The sequence below is a fragment of the Arthrobacter sp. 10L424 genome (assembly GCF_056395325.1).
Window position 1 is genome coordinate 473,106 of sequence record NZ_JBFTJH010000002.1, and the last position, 20,606, is coordinate 493,711.

14 protein-coding genes and 1 pseudogene are annotated in these 20,606 nt (G+C 66.6%); 8 read left to right on the plus strand and 7 right to left on the minus strand.

Features of this window, described 5'->3' with window-relative positions; genetic code table 11:
- Positions 1 to 2,396: 2,396 nt before the first annotated feature.
- The 5 genes from trxA to AC1DC5_RS05405 form a co-directional block, all read right to left on the minus strand.
- On the minus strand, positions 2,397 to 2,723 hold the full coding sequence (trxA, locus tag AC1DC5_RS05385) for a thioredoxin (RefSeq protein ID WP_224048054.1): 327 nt from the start codon (positions 2,721 to 2,723) through the stop codon (positions 2,397 to 2,399).
- 39 nt (positions 2,724 to 2,762) lie between these two features.
- Positions 2,763 to 3,719 carry a thioredoxin-disulfide reductase gene (gene trxB / locus AC1DC5_RS05390; RefSeq protein ID WP_441404737.1) on the minus strand — a complete coding sequence of 319 codons (957 nt, stop codon included), beginning with the start codon at positions 3,717 to 3,719 and terminating at the stop codon, positions 2,763 to 2,765.
- A 177-nt stretch (positions 3,720 to 3,896) separates the two neighbouring features.
- Positions 3,897 to 5,483, minus strand: coding sequence for a protein kinase family protein (locus AC1DC5_RS05395; protein WP_441404736.1), 1,587 nt, complete (start codon positions 5,481 to 5,483; stop codon positions 3,897 to 3,899).
- A gap of 171 nt (positions 5,484 to 5,654) precedes the next feature.
- The gene (murJ, locus tag AC1DC5_RS05400) at positions 5,655 to 7,703 is read right to left on the minus strand and encodes a murein biosynthesis integral membrane protein MurJ (RefSeq protein WP_441404735.1); all 2,049 of its coding nucleotides are present in this window, start codon (positions 7,701 to 7,703) and stop codon (positions 5,655 to 5,657) included.
- A 69-nt stretch (positions 7,704 to 7,772) separates the two neighbouring features.
- Complete coding sequence (locus AC1DC5_RS05405) at positions 7,773 to 8,321, minus strand: NUDIX hydrolase (protein ID WP_441404734.1); 549 nt, start codon at positions 8,319 to 8,321, stop codon at positions 7,773 to 7,775.
- A gap of 170 nt (positions 8,322 to 8,491) precedes the next feature.
- Between AC1DC5_RS05405 and AC1DC5_RS05410 the strand changes: the two genes are divergently transcribed.
- The 5 genes from AC1DC5_RS05410 (at position 8,492) to AC1DC5_RS05430 (ending at position 14,411) form a co-directional block, all read left to right on the plus strand.
- Positions 8,492 to 9,958, plus strand: coding sequence for a CCA tRNA nucleotidyltransferase (locus AC1DC5_RS05410; RefSeq protein ID WP_441404733.1), 1,467 nt, complete (start codon positions 8,492 to 8,494; stop codon positions 9,956 to 9,958).
- Complete coding sequence (locus AC1DC5_RS05415) at positions 9,959 to 10,543, plus strand: histidine phosphatase family protein (protein WP_441404732.1); 585 nt, start codon at positions 9,959 to 9,961, stop codon at positions 10,541 to 10,543.
- A gap of 653 nt (positions 10,544 to 11,196) precedes the next feature.
- A complete protein-coding gene (locus tag AC1DC5_RS05420) occupies positions 11,197 to 11,337 on the plus strand; it encodes a hypothetical protein (protein WP_346925904.1) in 141 nt (46 codons plus the stop codon).
- 172 nt (positions 11,338 to 11,509) lie between these two features.
- Positions 11,510 to 12,979, plus strand: coding sequence for a glycosyltransferase family 87 protein (locus AC1DC5_RS05425; protein WP_441404731.1), 1,470 nt, complete (start codon positions 11,510 to 11,512; stop codon positions 12,977 to 12,979).
- Positions 12,972 to 14,411, plus strand: a complete 1,440-nt coding sequence (locus AC1DC5_RS05430; protein WP_441404730.1) for a phytoene desaturase family protein — start codon at positions 12,972 to 12,974, stop codon at positions 14,409 to 14,411. Before AC1DC5_RS05425 ends, AC1DC5_RS05430 begins: the two co-directional genes overlap by 8 nt.
- A gap of 30 nt (positions 14,412 to 14,441) precedes the next feature.
- Here AC1DC5_RS05430 and AC1DC5_RS05435 read toward each other — a convergent pair whose 3' ends face one another.
- Both AC1DC5_RS05435 and AC1DC5_RS05440 read right to left on the minus strand, forming a co-directional pair.
- Entirely contained in the window at positions 14,442 to 15,143 is a 702-nt protein-coding gene (locus AC1DC5_RS05435; RefSeq protein WP_441404729.1) for an ABC transporter ATP-binding protein, read from the minus strand.
- A 42-nt stretch (positions 15,144 to 15,185) separates the two neighbouring features.
- Positions 15,186 to 16,307 carry an ABC transporter permease gene (locus tag AC1DC5_RS05440; protein ID WP_441404728.1) on the minus strand — a complete coding sequence of 374 codons (1,122 nt, stop codon included), beginning with the start codon at positions 16,305 to 16,307 and terminating at the stop codon, positions 15,186 to 15,188.
- A 186-nt stretch (positions 16,308 to 16,493) separates the two neighbouring features.
- Between AC1DC5_RS05440 and AC1DC5_RS05445 the strand changes: the two genes are divergently transcribed.
- The 3 genes and pseudogenes from AC1DC5_RS05445 (at position 16,494) to AC1DC5_RS05455 (ending at position 20,568) form a co-directional block, all read left to right on the plus strand.
- Positions 16,494 to 17,837 carry a sensor histidine kinase gene (locus AC1DC5_RS05445; RefSeq protein WP_476864453.1) on the plus strand — a complete coding sequence of 448 codons (1,344 nt, stop codon included), beginning with the start codon at positions 16,494 to 16,496 and terminating at the stop codon, positions 17,835 to 17,837.
- Positions 17,834 to 18,444: pseudogene (locus tag AC1DC5_RS05450) on the plus strand (response regulator). The gene AC1DC5_RS05445 and the pseudogene AC1DC5_RS05450 overlap by 4 nt, the downstream one beginning before the upstream one ends.
- A gap of 114 nt (positions 18,445 to 18,558) precedes the next feature.
- On the plus strand, positions 18,559 to 20,568 hold the full coding sequence (locus AC1DC5_RS05455) for a penicillin-binding transpeptidase domain-containing protein (protein WP_476864454.1): 2,010 nt from the start codon (positions 18,559 to 18,561) through the stop codon (positions 20,566 to 20,568).
- Positions 20,569 to 20,606 lie beyond the last annotated feature (38 nt).

Here is a 20,606-nt window from a genome sequence, read left to right on the forward strand (position 1 = left end):
GTCATACGTTCCAACTGTCTGGTGCGCCCATTTGCTTCTTGGAGTCCGACTCGCATGCGAGGGCCGGCAGATGCTGTGGATCCAGCACGCTCGGCATCACGCGAACGACTGGATCTTGAGGGTTGTGGCTGCTGAGAGTGGGCACCAAGCACCAAGCACCAGGCAGCCGGATGTTGGATCCTGAGGCGGGGCCGAATCTGCTGCTGGGATGCGAAGCGCGTTCTGGGACCGCGCTTTCGAACCTGGTGGCTGGCACAAAATGCGGGCGGCAGACAGCACGCTGAACGGAAGGCGGTGCTTTCGAAAGGCCGCCGCCCAACTCTCGGTGGAGCACCCTCTGTTCCCCTACCTGCCCCGTCCCCTTCCCGGCCGGCCCTTCAGGCTGCCGTTGCGCCTCAGGGTACTGCGCGTAGGAGCCGTGGATGCAGCCTCTGTGGTCCGCCCTCGAGGCGGTGGCAAACAGCTTCCTTTGGCCGCTTACCAACATTGCAGAAGAAGCATGCAAGTGCACATGCCGTCCCTAGTTGGGATACGTGTCGGTTCGGTGTACCCGACTAGCGGGCTGCGTTCTGGAGTGCCCGACCGCGGAGGTGTCTATGTAGTGCGTAGTTGTGCGCTGTTTAGGGCCAACGACAGGGCTGCCTCGCGCTCCGTCGGAGCGGTCGCTCCGGTGAGTCGTGTGTGCCGTGTGCCCGGCTGTGGCCAGCTGGGCCGGGTGGCGGGCGCTACCTGTCGGTATAGGCTGCGGAATCTTCGTGCTGATGGCTTACCGGCTCCGCGTGCCCCCCAAACCTCACTACTTTCTTTAGCGGTTCATTTGACTGGTTGCAACGTGCTGCCGCTAAAGTCCATCGCGGCCTCGATGCGGCTAGTTATGAACTGGTTGGCTCATGGATCCCAACAGGAACGTAGTCTACGTCGTGGCTAGCACGGTGCCGTTGGGGCTTTCGGTTGTGTTTCACGTGAAACACTGACACGTCCGGCGCCCCTGGGAGGCCTATCCATAAGCCGAGTGGGCTGCATGAAGTATCGGATGAACGGCGGCCCGCGGACGCTTGGACCGTGCACGGTTCGCGTCTGCGGCAACTGACTCTAGGGCCCCAGACTAACGGATTGCGCGTAGCGCCCCCTCCGGATATTTCACCTTGGGATGAGAAGACCATATCTGAGAGTTCAGTATCGCATCACTGCCTTGCTTCTGAGAGTTCCCTACTCAAACCGCGCTTTCAGGAGCATCGCTTCCGTCGACGCCGTTTCACGTGAAACACGACTGAATGTTGGGTTGATTTACCCGGCGGCGGCGGACAGAAGGTTCATATATCGAACCGAAATTCCGACTTCGTCCAGAGTTCACGATTCCTGGGTCTTCTACCTTCCCCCGCGCGTGAGTGGCAGTTTCACGTGAAACATGGCGCGTGTGTTTGTGTCATTGCGGACGAGCCGCCGGAGCAGTCATGTGTCAGTGATCGATTTCATGCGGCTTGCGGCTTGGGGCTTGGCGGCTGCTGCAAGACATCTTAGAGAGCCGATGCGAGTTAGGGGGCTGTGGCGGCGGACATTGCCCCACTGCCCTGATGCTGGCCTCACTGGCTGGGTGCAGCTCCCCCAGCTGGCAGCTTCCTTTGGCACGCGACGGCCCGATCAGGGATGCGCGGTGACTCCAGAGTGAGATGCGACATGTTGTGCGGGAATCCTGGTCGCTCACGGTTGGAGGTCCTTGCGATATCCTGAAACACGTCTGGCAACAAGTGAGTTTGCATTAAAGTATGCCTTTTCCGGTTGACGGCATCTGTGCTGACCCTGAATTGTCAACGACCGATCCAGAACAGAGCTGTGCAGCCGGTGACTAACGAGCCCGGTTCTATTAGACGAGCGGCCAAGCGGCCACTAGTCTTTTCGGCTGTGAGGCGGCTTCTGCGCTGGTCCGCTGAGGCGAACGGCGACAGCAATGTTTCACGTGAAACACAGAGAACCCCCGATCTGCCTGGCCTTCCGGCCAAGGCGGGGATCGCCAGAAAAGAGACGGTGTCGTTTCACGTGAAACAGGCACGCAGATCGGCCGGCCCCCGTGGGGTCTCAACCGCTTCCTGCGGCGTCTGTCTTCGAGGACCCCAAGCGAGCCGGGCGCTGAGCGTGAGCCGCTGTGGGTCTCCCCTGCCCGTGCGATCGTGAGTTGGCCAATGCGACCAGATCCGGAGAGGGCAATTCAAGTGCCTAAAACAACCGTGTTCGACTGTGACCCGTGCTCCGCGGCCGACCCACGACTCTTAGGACCATCGGTCCTGCGTGCCGGCCGACAGAACACTACGCACGAAAAAGGTGGCCCCACTTCCTGGTCAGGAAGTGAGGCCACCCAAAGTCGGTATTAGCGGTTGCCCGCTGACCAATAGAGGAACTTAGGACAGGACGTCCGCGAATTCCTTCTCGAAGAACTGCTTGGGGCGGGCGCCGATGACGGTGCCCTTCACTTCTCCGCCTTCGAACAAGTAGACGGCGGGGATGGAGGTGATGCCGTACTGCGCCGCGATCGCGGGGTTGTCGTCAACGTTTACCTTGACGACGTCCACCTTCTCGCTGTACTCCACGGAGATCTCGTCGAGGATCGGCCCGAGCTTGCGGCACGGGCCGCACCATTCGGCCCAGAAGTCCACGATGACCGGCTTGGCGGATGCCAGTACATCAGTGCTGAAACTAGCGTCTGTTACGTCTTTTGCGTTGCTCATAGCCCTGTCTCTCTCTTCGGTTGGTTGCTGCGCGCCGATTTAGGCGTGGAAATCTGCGAGGTAGTGCTCAACGTCGAGGGCGGCTACACAGCCGGAGCCCGACGCGGTGATGGCCTGGCGGTAGGTGGGGTCGATAACGTCACCGGCGGCGAAGACACCCTGCACGCTGGTTTTGGAGGTGCGGCCGTCGACGGCGATCGTCCCCTCAGGGGTCAAGTCCAGCTTGCCCTTGACGAGTTCGGTGCGGGGATCGTTGCCGATCGCCACGAAGACGCCCGTGACGGCGAGTTCGGTCTCGGTGCCGTCCACCAGGTTTTTCAGCCGGAGTCCGGTGACCTTGTCCTGTCCAAGGACGTCCTCGACGCCGCTGTTCCAGATGAAGTTGATCTTCTCGTGCGCCAGGGCGCGGTCGGCCATGATCTTGGAGGCACGAAGGGAATCGCGGCGGTGGACGACCGTGACACTCTTCGCGAACTTGGTGAGGAAGAGTGCCTCCTCCATCGCGGAGTCACCGCCGCCGATTACGACGATGTCCTGATCCTTGAAGAAGAAACCGTCGCAGGTTGCGCACCAGCTGACGCCGTGGCCGGAGAGGCGCTTCTCGTTGGGCAGGCCGAGCTCGCGGTAGGCAGAACCTGTCGACAGAATGATGGACCGGGCTTGGAATGTCTCCCCCGAGCCGATCGTGACCGTCTTGATGTCGCCGTCGAGATCCAGGTCGGTGACGTCCTCAAACTGGATTTCCGTGCCGAACCGGGCGGCCTGCTTCTCGAAGTTCTCCATCAGGTCCGGGCCCATGATGCCATCCGGGAATCCCGGGTAGTTCTCGACGTCGGTCGTGTTCATCAGCTCGCCGCCGGCGGTTACCGATCCGGCCAGCATCAGCGGCTTCAGATTGGCGCGTGCCGTGTACACCGCGGCCGTGTAGCCCGCGGGGCCGGAGCCGACGATGATGACATCACGTACTTCGGACGCGGTGTTTTCTGCGTTGCTCACTGAACGGTGAACCTCTTCCTTTGTCGATGCGCCCGCCTGTGGTAGCCGGCCACATGGCACAACTACTGTACGGCGCTGAATATTCCGGTCGGACGGGGCGTCACGGGAGGACGCCACCACTCAGGGTACCGTTTTGGCACCGAGGACTGCGGGGTTACTGCCTGGGTTACGGGCCAGCTACTGGACCTTGATTTCGGCCAGACGCAAGCCAAATCCGAAGCGCGTCTTCGGCGCCGCCAGCTTGGGCAGGCTCTTGATCTGGACGATGACATACTGCGCTTTGACGGCTTCCGGCAGGGGCATCGTCAGATCCGGGGAGGTGAAGCTGTTGCTGCCCACCTGCTTGGCGCCGTCCAGGGACGGGCGGTCGTTGGTGAACACACTGATGCTGCCGCCCGAGGCCCCCAACTGGCTCAGGGTCACCGAGGAAATCTCGGCCGGTGTCTTCAGTTTGACCACCAGCGGGACACCCTCGGGGGCAAAGCCACCCCAGTTTTCATTGGCGAATTCCATGTCCGACCAATAGCTGGCGGCGTTGCCGTCGAAGGTCTTGACTAGATCGCCGTCGTAGGTTCCGGCAAAATCGAAGTCGCCAAGTCGCGTGACGCCCTCAATGGCGGGCGGACCGGTGACCGGCGCAGGGCTGCCGGTCGCGGACGGCTCTGCCGAAGTCGCACCGGGGGCACTGGTGGAGGTGTTGCCGCCGGCGTTGGGCTGCGGCGTGGCCTTGAAGAGACTGCCAAGATTGGTGACAGCAAGAACCAGGCCCACCACGAGGACCGCCGCCAGGAGACCGCCCACCAGCCAGCGCATGGAGCGGGGCTCGCGCCGGGGCTCGTCATCCTTGCCGTAGTACTCGTCATCCTCCGCGGAGTCGCCGCTTCGGGCCGGACCAGGGAAGAATCCCGGGGCCCGGTCCGCGGCGCCGGCACCGGCCAGGGCGGCGGACTTGGTGGTATGGCCCTGGTGCGAGGTCTGCCGGTCTTCGTCGTCCGTGTGACCGTAGTCGTCGTCGGACCACAGTGAAACCTTGGGCGATTCGGCGGGAGCCGGCGGCCCGGAGACGGCTGCACCGGAACCGGAGGTACCTCCCTGCACCGGCTGGGGCGCCGTCACATGGGGGGTGGCTTCCTGGGGTGCAGTCTCGGGGGACTTTGCCTTCGAGGACGCCGCCGCTGCAGCAGCACCGGCGCCAGCGGCGGCAGCCACGCCAGCCGCACCGGCAGCGGGTGAGGTCCCCGGACGCGAAGGCACGCGTGCGGGCGAAGCCGGCTGTGCAGCCGGAGCGGCACCGGATGCAGGGGCGGCGGGCTGGTTCCGTCCGTAGTTGATGTAGTCGGCGTCGACTTCTTCCTCGTCGTAGAGGCCGTCGTAGGTTTCGGGTTCCTGGGAACGCGCCTGGCCGAAGATTTCGCTGCCCAGTGTGTCCGTGAAGAACGGTTCGATGTAGGGCGGGTTGGAGGACACAACTAGGTCCAGCAGGTCGGCGGCCGAGGTGTGGTTAGTGATGAGGTAAGTCGTCGCCTCACTGACCCCAAGGTCGAGGATCTGCACGTTGCCGGGACGCTCACCGGTGGCGACTTCCCTGGCACTCTGCGCCACTTGATCCGCGTTGCCGGGTCCGGCCACGAGGATGCTCACGGCACGGTTCAGTACCTGGTCCACACCGTCCAGCACCAGATCCTGGTCATGTGAGGTCAGTACGGTGGCAGTGACCTTGTAACGGCCACCTAGTACTGATCCGACATCGATCGGGTGGGACACGGGCTCCTCCTAGACTGTCCGGGAGTTGCCGAACTGATCACTTCATCAGTGACCACAGGTCCTCCGGTAAGCCGGTGGACCCCTGGTCTGCAACTCCCCTTGTTAGTCTTCGATCCTAGCCGATGCAGTGTCCGCGCCGCGGAAACACGGCGCTGCTAACCCTGCCGGATGCTATTTTTTCTTCTTGCCGCCAAACGGAAAATGGGGATTGTGCCCGGCCGGTCCTTGGTACGTTCGGCGCCCGGGCAGCGGGACATCCCCCCGGCCCAAGCCGCCCTCAGCGGTGCTGGGCAGATCCTCGGCAGGCAGGTAGCCGCCCTCCGGTCCGACGCGTCCGGCCCGCTCGTCCTGTTCTCCAAGGTCCGGCCCAGCACGGAAGGAGGCGGCGTCGAATTCCCCCGAAATTCTCGGAATGAGTCCGGTGTCCACCGAGACCGTGGCACGTTCCGGCCTTGTGCGGGGCACGGCTGGACCTTCCGGACCGCCCCCGGCCGCAGGCCCGGCAGCCCCCCGCCGGCGCAGGCGGCCCAGCAGCGGCTGCAGCAGGTCGCTCAGTTCGGTCACCCGGAACAGCTTGAGCAGGAGCAGGTACGCCGCCAGCATGACGGGCCCGACGACGACGATCGTCACCAGTGCCGCGATCGGCGTGCTCCAGGCAAAGCCGTCCGGGCTGTAGCTTCCCAGCAGCCACAAAGCCCCCGCCCCGGCCAGGGCCGAACCCAGCGCGGCGTAACCCATCCGGATATAGGAGTTGGCAATCCGCGGGCCGTCCAGGTGTCCCAGGAGCCGGCGCAGGAAGACCGCACTGACAATCACCGAGAGGATATTGCCGCCGGTGTAGAGGGTGGCGATGGCGAAAATGATCTGGTCGAAAGGCAGGAACTGGATGGTGAAGGCGGCAACCACATTCACCGTGGCCAGCACCAGCTGGATGAAGAACGGCGTCCGGGCATCCTCGTTGGCGTAGAACACGCGGGACATCATGAAGTTGGCGCTCATAAAGGGCGTGCTGAGGGCCAGGATGGTGAGGGTCTGGGCCAGCATGGCGCCGTCCTGCTTCACTCCGCCGGAGAAGAACATACCCAGCGGTCCGGCCAGCGCAAACAAGGCCAGCGCCCCGAACACCGTGGCCACAGCCATGGTCCGCAACCCGTGGGACAGCGCGCTGCGCAGCGCAGCCCGGTCCCCAGCCTGCGAGGCCCGGGTCATCCGGTTGAACAGCACCGTGGCCAGCGACAGCGCAATGATGGAGTGTGGGAGCAGGTAAAGCTGGCTCGCGACCTCCAGCACGGCGTTGCCCGGCATCGTGTCCGCGGCCGGATCCCCCGCCTGTTCCAGGCGGAGCCGCTCCGCACCCGGAATCGTGGCGATGCGCATGACATAAAGGAATGCCAACTGTCCGACGGCGGCCGTCGCCAGGGTCCAGACGCTCAGCTTGGCGGCCTGGCCCAGTCCGACCCCGCGCCAGCCGAAGCGTGGGCGCAGGCCGAGCCGGAGCCTGAACACCGGGATCAAGAGGATCGCGGTCTGGGCAATCACACCGATGGTCGAGAATCCGGCCACCAGGAAGGTCTGGGTCGAACCCCAGGTGTCGAGGGTGTGGGGGTTGGTCGCGTTGGCGCCGAAGGCCCAGATAAACATGCCGAGGCCGGTAATGGCGACAATGTTATTCAGGATCGGCGCCCACATCGCGGGCCCGAACGCGCCGTGGGCGTTGAGCACCTGGGTCAGCAGGGCATACAGCCCGTAGAAGAAGATCTGCGGAAGGCACCAGAACGCGAACGACACAGCGAGGGCCTTCTGCTCCGGGGAGTAGCCCTGCGTCGTCAGCTCGATGACCCACGGCGCCAGCAGCGTCACCGCCAGCGTGAGGGTCAGCAGCACCAGCACCGCAAGCGTCAGCAGCCGGCTGATGTAGTCCGCTCCCGCATCCGGAGCCTTGCTTGCCTTGATGATCTGGGGCACCAGGACCGCGTTGAAGACGCCGCCCGCCACGAGCAGGAAGATCAGGTTCGGCAGGTTGTTCGCGTTGATGAACGTGTCGTTGACGGTGGAGCCCAACCCGAGGGCGGCCGCCAGCATCCAGGTTTTGGCGAATCCCAGGAAACGCGAGACCAGCGTTCCCGCGGCCATGATGGCGCTGGAACGGACCTCTCCGGATTGGACAGCATTGGAATCGGCGGGGCCGGAGTGCGCTGGGGTGGGTTTGGCTGATGACATCGTCTTCATCGTCTCACCCGGGCACTGCTTAAGGCGCCATCGGGGTCGATTAAGGGGGCCTGCGTGGCCCTAGCGGTGATCGGGCAGGACTTCCTTGGCGAGGTCTGCAATGCGGCGCTCATTCGGGAAGGAGAGCTTACGGGCGAGCTCATTGATGGGGATCCAGGCGACGTCGACAGCTTCCTTGTCGGGATCATTCTCGATCGTCAGTTCGCCGCCGGTGGCCTGGAGCAGGTAGTGATGGACGGTCTTGTGGACGCGGTGTCCGCTGACCGTAAACCAGTAGTCGATGCTTCCCAGCGGCGCGAGGATCTTGCCTTCGATGCCGGTTTCCTCCGCGATTTCGCGGACGGCGGCTTCCTCGTTGCTTTCTTTTCCCTCCGGATGGCCCTTCGGCAGGCACCATTCGAGCCGTCCGCCGCGATTGAGTCGGGCGATGATCGCAACCCGGAGCTCGGCGTCGGACGTGTCAACCACGACGCCGCCGGCGGAGACTTCCTCCACGGTGGGGAGGGAGGCCTGTCCGGAGTGCTGCACCGGCGCGACGTTGGCACCTATTGCCGACGGCAACGGTGCGTTTGTCCTCCTGCCGGGAGCGCTCGGTACGGGATGGGCCATGAAGTCCACTCTAACGACTCTTGTCTGCACTTGATGACCTAAACATGGCAGGAAAGTGGACGGCCGGGAAAGTGGATCGCCCGCGCCGCCCCCGCGTTCGGGTGACAACGGCCGGACTTCGGGGGATTCGGTGTGGTGCTGGCCGGGATTTCTGACAAGCTTAAGAAACTATGGCGCACGTACATCACGAGACTGACTCGCACACCGTTGATTTCCAGGTAGACCCTGTGGTTCTGGAGCTGGGGCAGCGGTTCGTCGACGCCGGCCATGAACTCTCCCTTGTGGGCGGGCCGGTGCGTGATCTCTTCCTGGGCCGGGTATCCCCCGATCTGGACTTCACCACCGACGCCACACCGGACCAGACGGTTTCCCTGATCAGGAAGTGGGCTGACAACTACTGGGAGATCGGGCGCGCCTTTGGCACCATCGGGATGCGCAAGGCCGGTTTCCAGATCGAAATCACCACCTATCGCGCCGAGGCGTACGATCCCGACTCCCGTAAACCGGTGGTTGCGTTCGGGAAGTCGCTGACGGATGACCTGCTGCGCCGCGACTTCACGATCAACGCCATGGCACTGCGGCTCCCCGCGCTGGAGCTCGTGGATCCGTTCGGCGGTGTCCGCGACCTGCACGCTTCCGTCCTGGCCACCCCGGGCGCCCCGGAATCCTCGTTCTCCGACGATCCGCTGCGGATGATGCGCGCCGCCCGCTTCGCCGCCCAGCTGGGCATCACGGTGCACGAGGACGTCCGCGCCGCGATGTCCCGGATGGCGGAACGGATCACCATGATCTCCGCGGAGCGCGTCCGCGAGGAGCTGGTCAAGCTCATCTGCGCGGCGCACCCCCGCGCCGGCGTGGACCTGCTCGTGGACACCGGGCTGGCCGACTTCGTGCTGCCCGAGGTCTCCGCCCTGCGCCTTGAATCGGATGAACACCACCGTCACAAGGACGTCTACCAGCATTCGCTCCAGGTCCTGGAGCAGGCCGGTGCCCTCGAAACGGATGCCGACGGCGCCGTGCCGGGACCGGACTTCGTGCTGCGGTTCGCGGCGTTGATGCACGACGTCGGGAAGCCCGCCACGCGCCGCTTCGAGCCGGGCGGCGCCGTGAGCTTCCGGCACCATGACATGGTCGGGTCGAAGCTGACGTCCAAACGGATGAAGGCGCTCCGCTTCGACAACGAGACCACCAAGGCCGTGGCCAAGCTGGTGGAACTGCACATGCGCTTCTACGGCTACGGCGACGCGGGCTGGAGCGATTCCGCCGTCCGCCGCTATGTCACCGACGCCGGCCCGCTGCTGGAGCGGCTGCACCGGCTGACCCGCTCGGACGTGACCACCCGGAACCAGCGCAAGGCCGAGCGGCTCGCCTTCGCCTACGACGACCTCGAGGCGCGGATCGCGGCCCTGCGTGAGCAGGAATCGCTGGAGGCCGTCCGCCCGGACCTCGACGGCGGCCGGATCATGGAACTCCTGGGCCTCAAGCCCGGACCCGTCGTCGGACGTGCCTACAAGTTCCTCCTGGAGGAACGGATGGAGCATGGCCCGCTGGATCCCGCCCAGGCCGAAGCCAAACTGCACGAATGGTGGGCGGCACAGCCCGAGTCCGCCGCTCCGCTCTCAACTGAGGAGTCCTAAGTGATTGCACCTACCAACGCCCCCCGCCCGCAGCTGTGGATCCTGCGGCACGGCGAAACTGAATGGTCCAAGAGCGGCCAGTACACCGGCCTCACCGATCTCCCCCTCACCGTGGAGGGTGAGCAGCAGGCCGTGGAGGCACGCAAGGTGCTCGACGCCGTCGACTTTGACCTGGTGCTGACGTCCCCGCTGCGGCGGGCCCGACGGACCGCGGAACTGGCCGGCTTCCCCGACGCCCAGCTGGAGCCGCTCGCGGTCGAGTGGGATTACGGCGACTACGAGGGCATCAGCTCGGACCTCATCCGCAAGGACAATCCGGAATACCTGATCTGGACCCACGGCGTGCCGAACGGCGAAGCCCTCGACGACGTCGCCGCGCGCGCGGACAAGATCGTGGCACGGGTGCTGGAATCGGGCCTGGACAACGTGCTGGTCGTAGCCCATGGCCACTTCTCCCGGATCCTCACCGCCCGGTGGCTGGGGCTCGATCCCCACGAGGGCCGGCATTTCGTCCTGGGAACCGCGAAAGTGTGCACGCTGGGCTGGGATAAGAAGACCCCGGCAGTTGTCCGCTGGGGCCTGTGAATGCGGTTTAGAAAATAACTTCAAGAAAGTTTATGAATGCTGTAGTCAAGTGCGGCATTTGTGGTGTATTTTTATTTCTGACCCCAGAGCGTCTTGCCGGGGTCGAGGCGCGCGTCGCCCGGCCAGTCAGCCGGAGCCACGTCAAAACAGAAAAGGAGGTTGGGAAAAATGATTACTTTGACTAGCGGATGGATGTATAGCACCGCCGCCACCCCGGCCTCTGTCGCTGAACCGCGCCCAAATTTCGGCCCGACTGCCTCCTGACCCTTCAGCCCGCGTCCTGGTTTTCTAACCTAAGGCCCGGAGCCACGGCGATGCCGGCACTCCCCTTCCCGGGAGTTCCGTAACAGCGGACTGACCCAGGCGGAACCACGCGGTTGCGCAGCATCCCCAAAGTTCGGAACCCAGCTTCTTGTTGGGGTTGCGGCACTCTCGCGTCCAGGGGCCATCCTTTCGCTTTTGCGAAATCGTTTAATTAGCGCCGGGCATTCTTATGCCCAATTTAGGCCTTTTCTTCCTCAATTCACAGAGGCCTTAATTGGCATGCCCAATTACTTCCCGTTCCCATTAGCACCAACGAAAGGTCCACCGTGACTATTGCCAGCACCACACCCCGAGCACGCGGCACGAGACGCCGACGGGAGGTGATCACCATGAAACAGAAACTCCAGTCGCTCCTGCGCCTGAGCCTCAAGCCGGCCCCACGGCACACGACGCTGTTCAACGGACAACTCCTCGACCAGAAGCGTGAAGACGTCTACGTCGTTATGCACCAGATGGGCCTCATCCGCTGAGGCACGTCCCGGCCATCGAAGGAAGTACTGATGACTGATCCCGGAATTGATCCGCAAGGAGCCCACGCGGCGACGCGTGGGCTCCCCCGTTTAAGCGCCGTCTTCAGCGCCTGCTGAGCCGCCGGCCCGGCGCGGCACGGCTGGCCGCAGCTGCCCCGGTAAGCTCGGGGACATGCAGGAGACAAAGCCGCCGGAGCACCGCAGACGCGTCCGACTGGTCATCCCGAGCCGCAGCGACCCCTTGTTGAGGAACTTCACAGAGCTGATCGGCGGACCCTTGGGCCACCGCTCCGCCCCCGGCGTCGTCGCCCCGGGATTTTTCACCGTGGAACGCGTCCTGATCCTGCTCACCGTCCTGGCCTCCGTGATCGGAATCCTCCTCAAGTCTTATTGCCGCACGAAGGGCTGGGAAACCCCGGGCCAGTTCTATGCGACGTGTTATTCGGACTTCCCGGAGCTGTTCAAGAATCGCGGCCTCGGTGACGGCGCCTTCCCCTTCATCACGCCGGGGACGTTCTTCGAATATCCCGTCCTCATGGGGTTCATTGCCGGCGCGACGGCCCTGCTGGTTCCCGGTGAGGGCGTCTCGGCCACCCGCATCCTGGCCTACTTCGACATCAACGCCGCCCTGATCCTGGCCGTCTGGATCGTCACGGTGCTTGCCACGGCACGCATGGCCCGGCGCCGCACGTGGGACGCGGCCATGGTGGCCTTGGCCCCCGGCATCATCCTGGCAGGCACCATCAACTGGGACATGTGGGCTGTCGGGCTGCTGGCGCTGGGCATGTACTGCTTCTCCCGGAACAAACTCGTGCTGGCCGGGATCTTCATCGGGCTGGGCACCGCAACCAAGCTCTACCCGGTGCTGGTCCTTGGTGCGGTCCTGCTCCTTGCCCTGCGCACCGGACGGATCCGGGGCATCCTGGTCACTGCCGGTGCCGCCGCCGCCGCATGGCTGGCCGTCAACCTCCCAGTTGCCGCCGCGAATCCGGAGGGCTGGAAGTACTTCTACCAGTTCACCGAGGACCGGCCCGCCGGCTACAGCTCACCCTGGTTTGCCTACAACCTAGTCGCCGGGCGGCTGGGCTGGTTCCCTTTGCAGCCCGAAGCGATCAACACCCTGGCAATGAACCTGTTCGTGCTGGCCTGCGTGCTGATCGGGGTCCTTGCCCTGGCAGCGCCCCGCCGGCCGCGGCTTGCGCAGCTCGCCTTCCTGATCGTCGCCGCGTTCATCCTGACGAACAAGGTCTACTCGCCGCAGTTCGTCATCTGGCTCATTCCGCTGCTTGCCTTGGCCCGCCCGCGCTGGCGGGACTTCCTGGTCTGGCAGACCTTCGAAGCGCTGCACTGGGCGGCCGTCTGGATGTACCTCGGGCAGGTGACGAGCGGCGGGGTGGCCCAGCACAATATTGATATGCCCTACTACGTCCTCGCCGTGGTGTTCCACATGATCGCCACCGGTTACCTGATGGCCCGGGTGGTCTGGGACATCTGGGACCCCACCTATGATGTGGTCCGCCGGCACGGGATGGATGATCCCCAGGGCGGGCCGTTCGAAGGCGTTCCGGACCGGTTGCGGGTGGACCTGCGGCGCCCCTCGGCTTCCGTGCTGCCCTGGCGCCGGGCGGCCGCGGATGCCTGATGTCGCCGTCGTCGGATCCGGACCGAACGGGCTCGCCGCGGCGGTGACCCTGGCCCGCGCCGGACTGAAGGTGCACGTCTACGAGGCCGCGCCCACCCCCGGCGGCGGGCTCCGCACCGCCGAACTCATCGAGCCCGGCCACTTCCACGATGTGTGCTCGGCGGTCCACCCGATGGCCCTGGCCTCGCCGTTCTTCCGGCAGTTCGAGCTGTCCCGGCGGATCAGGCTGGAGGTCCCCGAGGTCTCCTACGGCACACCGCTCGACGGCGGGCGGGCTGCGCTGGCGTACCGCTCCCTCGAGCGGACAGTTGCGGATCTCGGGCGCGACGGCGGCGCCTTCGGACGGCTGATGGCCCCCCTCGTGCAGCGCGCGGACGGCATCGCCGACCTGACGCTGAACCAGCTCCTGCGCATTCCGCAGGACCCGGTGGCGGCCGCCCTGTTCGGTGCCCGGGTCCTGGAGCAGGGCTCACCGCTATGGGGTCTGAGGTTCCGGGAGGAGCTGGCGCCCGCGCTGCTGGCCGGGGTCGCCGCGCACGCCGTGTCGCAACTGCCGGCCCCCGCCGCGGCCGGAGCAGGCCTCATGCTGGGGACGTTGGCCCACACTGTCGGCTGGCCCGTCCCGGCAGGAGGCTCCGCGGCGATCGCCGAGGCCATGGTGGCGGACATTGAAGCGCACGGCGGGGCCGTGGAAACCGGGGCCCGGATCGGATCCCTGGCCGAGCTGCCTCCGGTCCGCGCCACGCTGCTGGACGTGGCACCACCCGGCCTGTTGAGACTGGCCGGCGGCACGCTCCCCGACCGCTACCGCCGCGCGCTCGAGTCGTTCCGGTTCGGAAACGCGGCCTGCAAGGTCGACTTCATCCTTTCCGGTCCGGTCCCGTGGGCGGCGTCCGGACTGGCCGACGCCGGCACCGTCCACGTGGGCGGCACCCGGGCGGAGATGGCCGCGGCAGAAAACCTCGTTGCCGCGGGCATGCACCCGGACCGGCCCTACGTCCTGGTCTCCCAGCCTTCGCGCTTCGACGCCGGACGGGCGCCCGGGGGCCGGCATATCCTCTGGAGCTACTGCCACGTACCGGCCGGGTCCACCGTGGACATGGCCGGGGCCGTGATCGCCCAGCTGGAGCGCTTCGCCCCGGGGTTCCGGGACCTGGTGGTCAGTCATCGCGTCACGACGGCCGCTGAACTGGGCGAGTACAACGAAAACTACGTCGGCGGGGACTTCAGCGCGGGCCTGATGGACCTGCGGGGGATCATCCGGCGGCCTGTGCTGGGCCCGGTCCCCTGGCGGACACCCCTGCCCGGCGTCTACCTGTGTTCCTCCTCCACACCGCCGGGCCCGGGCGTGACCGGCATGCCGGGATTCCACGCCGCAAGATATGCCTTGAAGGACATATTCGGCCTCGCGGTGCCTCACCTCGGAATGTAGGGGCTCCGCGGCACCGCAACGGGCCTGCCTTCAGGCGAGGGCCGGGCTGACCGGCTGCAGCGCGGAGAGCCTGCCGTCGCGCATGCTGGCCACCGTGTCGGTGAGCGGGACGAAACCGGTGTCGTGGGTGACCATGACCGTCGCCACCCGGAACTCGTCCGTGACCTGGCGCAGCAGCCGCACGATGGCCCCGCTGCGTTCCTGGTCCAGGGCGGCCGTTGGTTCGTCCACCAGCAGCACCGCAGGATCCCCCATCAGGGCACGGGCAATATTGACCCGCTGCCGCTGGCCTCCGGAGAGCTGGTGGGGCCGTTTGTCGGCCGCCGGGCCCAGGCCAACGAGGTCCAGGAGCGCTGCAGCGCGGCTGGCGGCCTCCCGCGCAGATTTGCCCCGCAGGTGGTCACCTATCATCAGTTGTTCCAATGCTGTGAGGGACGGCAGCAGGTTGGGCTGCTGGAAGATGATGCCGATCCTTTCCCGGCGCAGAGAGGTGCGGTCCGCCTCGGACAGCCCGCCGGCATCGGTCCCGCCGATCAGCACGAGGCCTGCGGTGGGCCTGACGAGCGTGGAAGCGACGGCCAGGAGGGAGGATTTTCCCGAGCCGGACGGTCCGACAAGGGACAGGAATTCCCCGGCAGCGAGTCTCAGGTTGACGTCATCGAGCGCTTTGAGGCTGCCGTCGCCGTCGGGGTATTCGAGGGTGACGTTGACGAGGTTGAGGGCGGTGTTCATTGTGTATGCCTTTCCAGGAATGTTGATGGGGTGTGCAGGGCGCTAGTTGCCGCCGAGGGCCAGGAGCGGATCCACCCGGGTGATGCTCCGCACCGCCAGGGCAGCCCCGGCGAGGCCCAGGATGACGATGCCCCCGACCGGCAGGAGCGTGGTCTGCGGGGTCAGCAGGAACGGCACGGCGCTGCCGGCGAGGGCGCCGCCGGCCATGCCGGCAGCGCCCCCGGCCAGCGCCCCGGCGAGGAGCACGATCGCCGCCTGCACCATGGCGTCCTTGAGGATGTATCCGGAGGAGCCGCCCAGGGCTTTCAGGACGGCGACGTCCCGCGTGCGCTGTACGGTCCATACCGTCAGGAAGGCCACGATGACCAGGGCCGAGATCCCGTACAGGAATGCCTGCATCAGCAACAGGGAGCCATTTTCGCTCTTGTAGGACCCGAGGGCCTGAAACGACCCGTCCCGGGTGGTGCTGACCGTCCCTGCGGCCGCGTTGGCGGCGTCGTCGTCGAGCGTGTGCCCGCCGTCGGAGGTCACCGCGATGACGGTGGCGGCGGCGTCGTTCCCGCTGATATGCGCCAGCGTCCGCCAGTCGCCGAGTGTGGTCCAGACGACGCCGGTATGGGAATGCCACTGGTCCGGGACGACGCCGGACACCGTCAGTTCGGTTCCGCCGACGGTGGCGCGGCTGCCGGTGTGCAGGCCGAGGTCCTCGGCGAGGCTGGCGCCGATCACCACCGTTCCTTCGGCCACGGGACGGGGCGCCAGGCCGGCCGCACCGGACCCGTCGGTGGCGTCGGTCCTGTCGGTTCCGAAGACTGCCACGCTGGCCGTCCCGGAGGGGGTTCCGTCGGGGCCAACCGCCTGGAAACGGCTTTGGCTGATGCCGAGCAGTTCTGCGTGCGCGACACCGTCGCGGGCTGCCCACTCCGACAGCTGACCGCGGGTGACCTCGGACTCGGTGAACGATGCCTTGGCGGTGTCCCCGGCGGGAGCCCCGAAGACGATCTGGTCCGCCGGCAGCGCGGCGAGGGCCGACGTCGACTGGTTGCCCAGACCGGCGGTGAGTCCGGAGAGCAGCACCAGCAGCAGGGTGATGAGCGCGACGACACCGCCCATCAAAAGGAAACGTCCTTTGGCGAAGCGGAGGTCGCGGAGAGCGAGATACATAAGAGTCCTTTTCAACGGGTTGTGGCCTTGCCTCAAGCCTTCCGCCGCGGTGCGGGGCAGGCATCGGCCGCATGACCGGGACTTCCGGGTGGAGTGGTTGACGGGCGGGTCAATCAAATGGTTGATAGTGGCGCCGCAGCGGGGATTTCCGGCGGTGCCGGCCCGGCCCGGCACTACGCTGAAGGCATGGAGGACAAGGCTCACAGCGCGCCGGCGGAGGCCGCCCCGGGCGGCACGAGGAATGCTGCCGTGATCTTGCGCGTCCTCCGGGTGTGCCTCCACAGCGGCTTCGCCGTGCTCCTGCTCGTCGCTGTTGCGCGGCTGGCAGGCCCGGGACTCCGGGGCGCGGACTGGCTCAGCCTGGGACTTGCGCTGGTGCTCGCCGCTGTCTACCTGCTGGGCACCGTCCTGGAGAAACGCCACTCCACGGATCCATCCCACTTCGATCCCCGGCCGTACTCGCCGCTGTGGCTGGGGGCCGTCTGCCTGCTCTGGCTGCTGTTGATCTGGACCAGCGCCGACTTCGTGTGGCTGGCGTTCCCGATCTTCTTCCTGCAGCTGCACATATTGCCGCTGCGGCTGACGCTGCCGGCGATCACGCTGAGCACGGTGCTGGTCATCGTTGCCCTGTGGTTCCACAACACCGGAGCGGACGGGGGTGCCCTGCAGCTGCCCATGGTGCTGGGGCCGGCATTCGGGGCAGCCTTTGCCGTGATCACGGGGCTGGCGTACCGGGCGCTCTATCTGGAAGCCGAAAGCCAGCGGCTCGCGGCCGAGGAACTTCGCCGCACCCGCGCCGAACTTGCCCGCAGCCAGCACGACGCCGGGACGCTCGCCGAGCGGGCCAGGCTGGCACGCGAGATCCACGACACGCTGGCCCAGGGCTTCTCCAGCATCGTGCTGATGGGCCGTTCGGCGGAGAAAGCGCTCGACGACGGGGATACCGCCACGGCCCGCCACCGGCTCCGGACCGTCCAGGAGACCGCGTCGGCCAATCTGGCCGAGGCCCGCAGCTTCGTCCGCGGCCTGCAGCCCCCCGCCCTTTCGGAAAACGCAGAGAATCCGGAGGGCACCTCACCGGAGGATCCGCTGGTGAACAGCCTGCGCCGGCTCTGTGAAAAGACCGAAACCGAAGCAGCCGCCCGCGGCGCCCGGCTGCACTGCCGCTTCGACCTGGAGGGGATCCCGGTGGAACTGCCCAACCCGTACCGGACCACCCTGCTGCGGGCCGCGCAGGCAAGCCTCGCCAACGTGTGGGTGCACGCCAAGGCGGACACCGCCGTCGTAACCCTGTCCTTCCTCGGCAGCGAAGTGGCGATGGATATTTTTGACGACGGCGCGGGGTTCCATCCCGCGGCGGTCACGGCCCCTGCCGGCCGCCCCGACGGCTCGGGATACGGGCTCAAGTCGCTCCAGGAGCGGGTGACGGCGCTGGCCGGCAGCCTGGACATCGAATCCGCACCCGGCGAGGGAACGGTAGTGGCTATCCGGCTCCCGCTCGGGGATCCAGCGGCAAGGAACGACCCGTGAACGACATCCGCGTGCTCCTGGTCGATGACCACCCGGTGGTCCGGGCCGGACTGCAGGCCATGCTGGGCGACTTCGAGGGCATCACGGTTGCCGCCGAGGCGTCCGACGGCGGCGCGGCGATCGCCGAGCTCTCCCGGCTCCATGCCCTCGGCGAGCCGGCCGACGTCGTGCTTATGGACCTGCAGATGGGCGCCGGCATGGACGGCGTCACGGCGACAGGCAGGATCAAGGCCGGCGAGGCCGGACAGCCCGCCCCGCCGGTGCTCATCCTCACCACCTATGATTCCGACGCAGACATCCTCGCCGCGGTCGAAGCCGGGGCCAGCGGCTACATGCTCAAGGACGCGCCGCCGGAACAGATCCGCCAGGCGGTGCTCTCCGCCGCGGCAGGCCAGACCGCGCTGGCCCCGGAGGTGGCCGCCCGTCTAATGGGCCGGATCCGCAATCCGCAACCGGCTTGGGGAACCGGGCCATTGCCAAGCAGCTGTTCATCTCCGAGGCGACGGTGAAGACCCATCTCGTGCATATCTACGGCAAGCTCGGGGTGGACAACCGCACGGCCGCCATCTCCGTGGCGACGCAGCGCAGGATCATCCGGCGCTTCTGAGCCGCCTTCGTGACCCGGCCGCAGCGCTCCTTCCCGGTTGCCCGGTGCCAGCCGTGCAACCTGCTGAACAATTGTGACAACGGAATTGTCCGGTGGCCGGTGCATAATGGCGCGATGGGGAACTCATCAAAACTTTCACTTGCCCTGGTTGGGCTCATAATCGGCGGCTCGTTGGTGGGCTGCTCCGACGGCCGCGCCGGCGCGCAGGACGCGGCGAAGCAACTGGCGTCCGCTGTCGCGGCGGTCGACGTCGGCTCCGTCGCGTTCGAAGGCAAGGACTCCGGAGCGGCCAATGAGCAGCTCAAAGCGGTCTTTAAGGCACTGGACCCGGTCAAACCCGTGGTCGAAAGCGGCGAACTGACACTGGAGAAGGACACCGCCACAGTCCCGCTGAACTACAGCTGGAAGGTCGGCTCCGGCGAGTGGAAATACACCACCTACGCCGAGCTGAAGAAGTCCGGCGACAAGTGGCTGACCATCTGGAACCCGGCGACGCTGGTTCCCGAACTGGCCGAGGGTGAAGTCCTTGGGACCTCGTCCCAGTCCCCGCAACGGGCGGAGATCCTGGGTGCCGGTGGCGCCAAGCTGGTCACCTACCGGCCCGTCGTGAACGTCGGCATCGACAAACCGCTCCTGGCTGCCGCCGATCCGGCGGCGTCCGCCACGCAGCTCGCCGGACTCGTGGGAGTGGACCCCGCGGCCTACGCCCAGCAGGTCCAGGCGGCCGGTCCCGAGGCTTTTGTCACCGCCATCACGCTGCGCGAGGAGGGCAGGACCATCTCCGACAGCCAGATCGGTGAGATTCCCGGCGCCCGCGCCATCCGCGACTTCCTCCCCCTGGCCCCCACCCGCACCTTCGCCCGCGCCCTGCTGGGCACCGCGGCCGAGGCCAACGCCGAACAGATCGAGAAGTCCGGCGGAGCGCTGAGGACCGGGGACACAACGGGCAGCGGCGGGCTCCAGCAGCAATACGATGCGCAGCTCCGCGGCAGCGACGGAACCCAGGTCTTCGCCGAAAAGGCCGGCCTCACCGCCGAGGAACGCCAGGCCCTGCTCAACGGCGGACGCCGGGTCCTCTTCCAGGTTGAGATGAAGGTCGGAACTCCGCTGCAGACCACCCTGGATCCCAACCTCCAGCAGCTGGCCGAGAACATTCTCGCCAAGGTCGGCCCGGCCTCGGCCATCGTCGCGCTCCGGCCCTCCAGCGGCGCCGTCCTCGCCGCCGCCTCGGGCCCGGGCAGCAACGGCTACGACACTGCGCTGCTGGGCCAGTACGCCCCCGGATCCATCTTCAAGATCGTGGACTCCCTGGCCATGATCCGCAACGGAATGACCCCGGATTCCACGGTGGACTGCCCCGCAACCCTGACCGTCGACGGCCGTACCTTCAAGAACGCCGAAGGCTACCCGGCCTCCTCGCTGGGCTCCGTGACGCTGCGCGATGCCTTCGCGCACTCCTGCAACACCGCCTTCATCAATGCACGGGACAAGGTCAGCCAGGCCCAGCTGGAATCCGCTGCCACGTCCCTTGGTATCGCCGTGGAGGCTCCCGCGCTGGGGGCCGGCGCATTCCTCGGCTCGGTTCCGGGCGACGCGTCAGGGACCGAGCACGCCGCCTCGATGATCGGCCAGGGCAAGGTGCTTATGTCCCCGCTGGCCGCCGCCATCATGGCCGGCTCCGTCGCCAAAGGCTCGCCCGTGGCGCCGCAGCTCGTCCTGAACCCCGGGGCCGATGAGGGTGCAGCCGCCGGCGCCGCAGCCACCCCGTCGGCGGGTTCGACGGCGTCGGCTGCCGCGCCAGCCGGTTCGCCGTCGTCAGCCGCCCCCGCTCCGGCGGCGACCTCCGGCACGCCGGTCGCCGCAGCGGAGGCCGCCGCCCTGGCGGACATGATGCGCGCCGTGGTGACCTCCGGCCACACCGGGTTCCTTGCCTCCGTCCCGGGCGCCCCGGTGGCCGCGAAGACGGGAACAGCCGAGTTCGGTTCCGACAACCCGCCCAAGACGCACGCCTGGATCGTGGCCGTGCACGGGGACCTGGCGGTCGCCGTGTTCGTCGAGGAAGGCGGGCTCGGCGCYACCGTGTCCGGGCCGCTGCTCAAGGAATTCCTCACCGCTGCAGGCTGACACCACCCCGCGCCCACGGCCGGGCGGCCCGGCCGTGG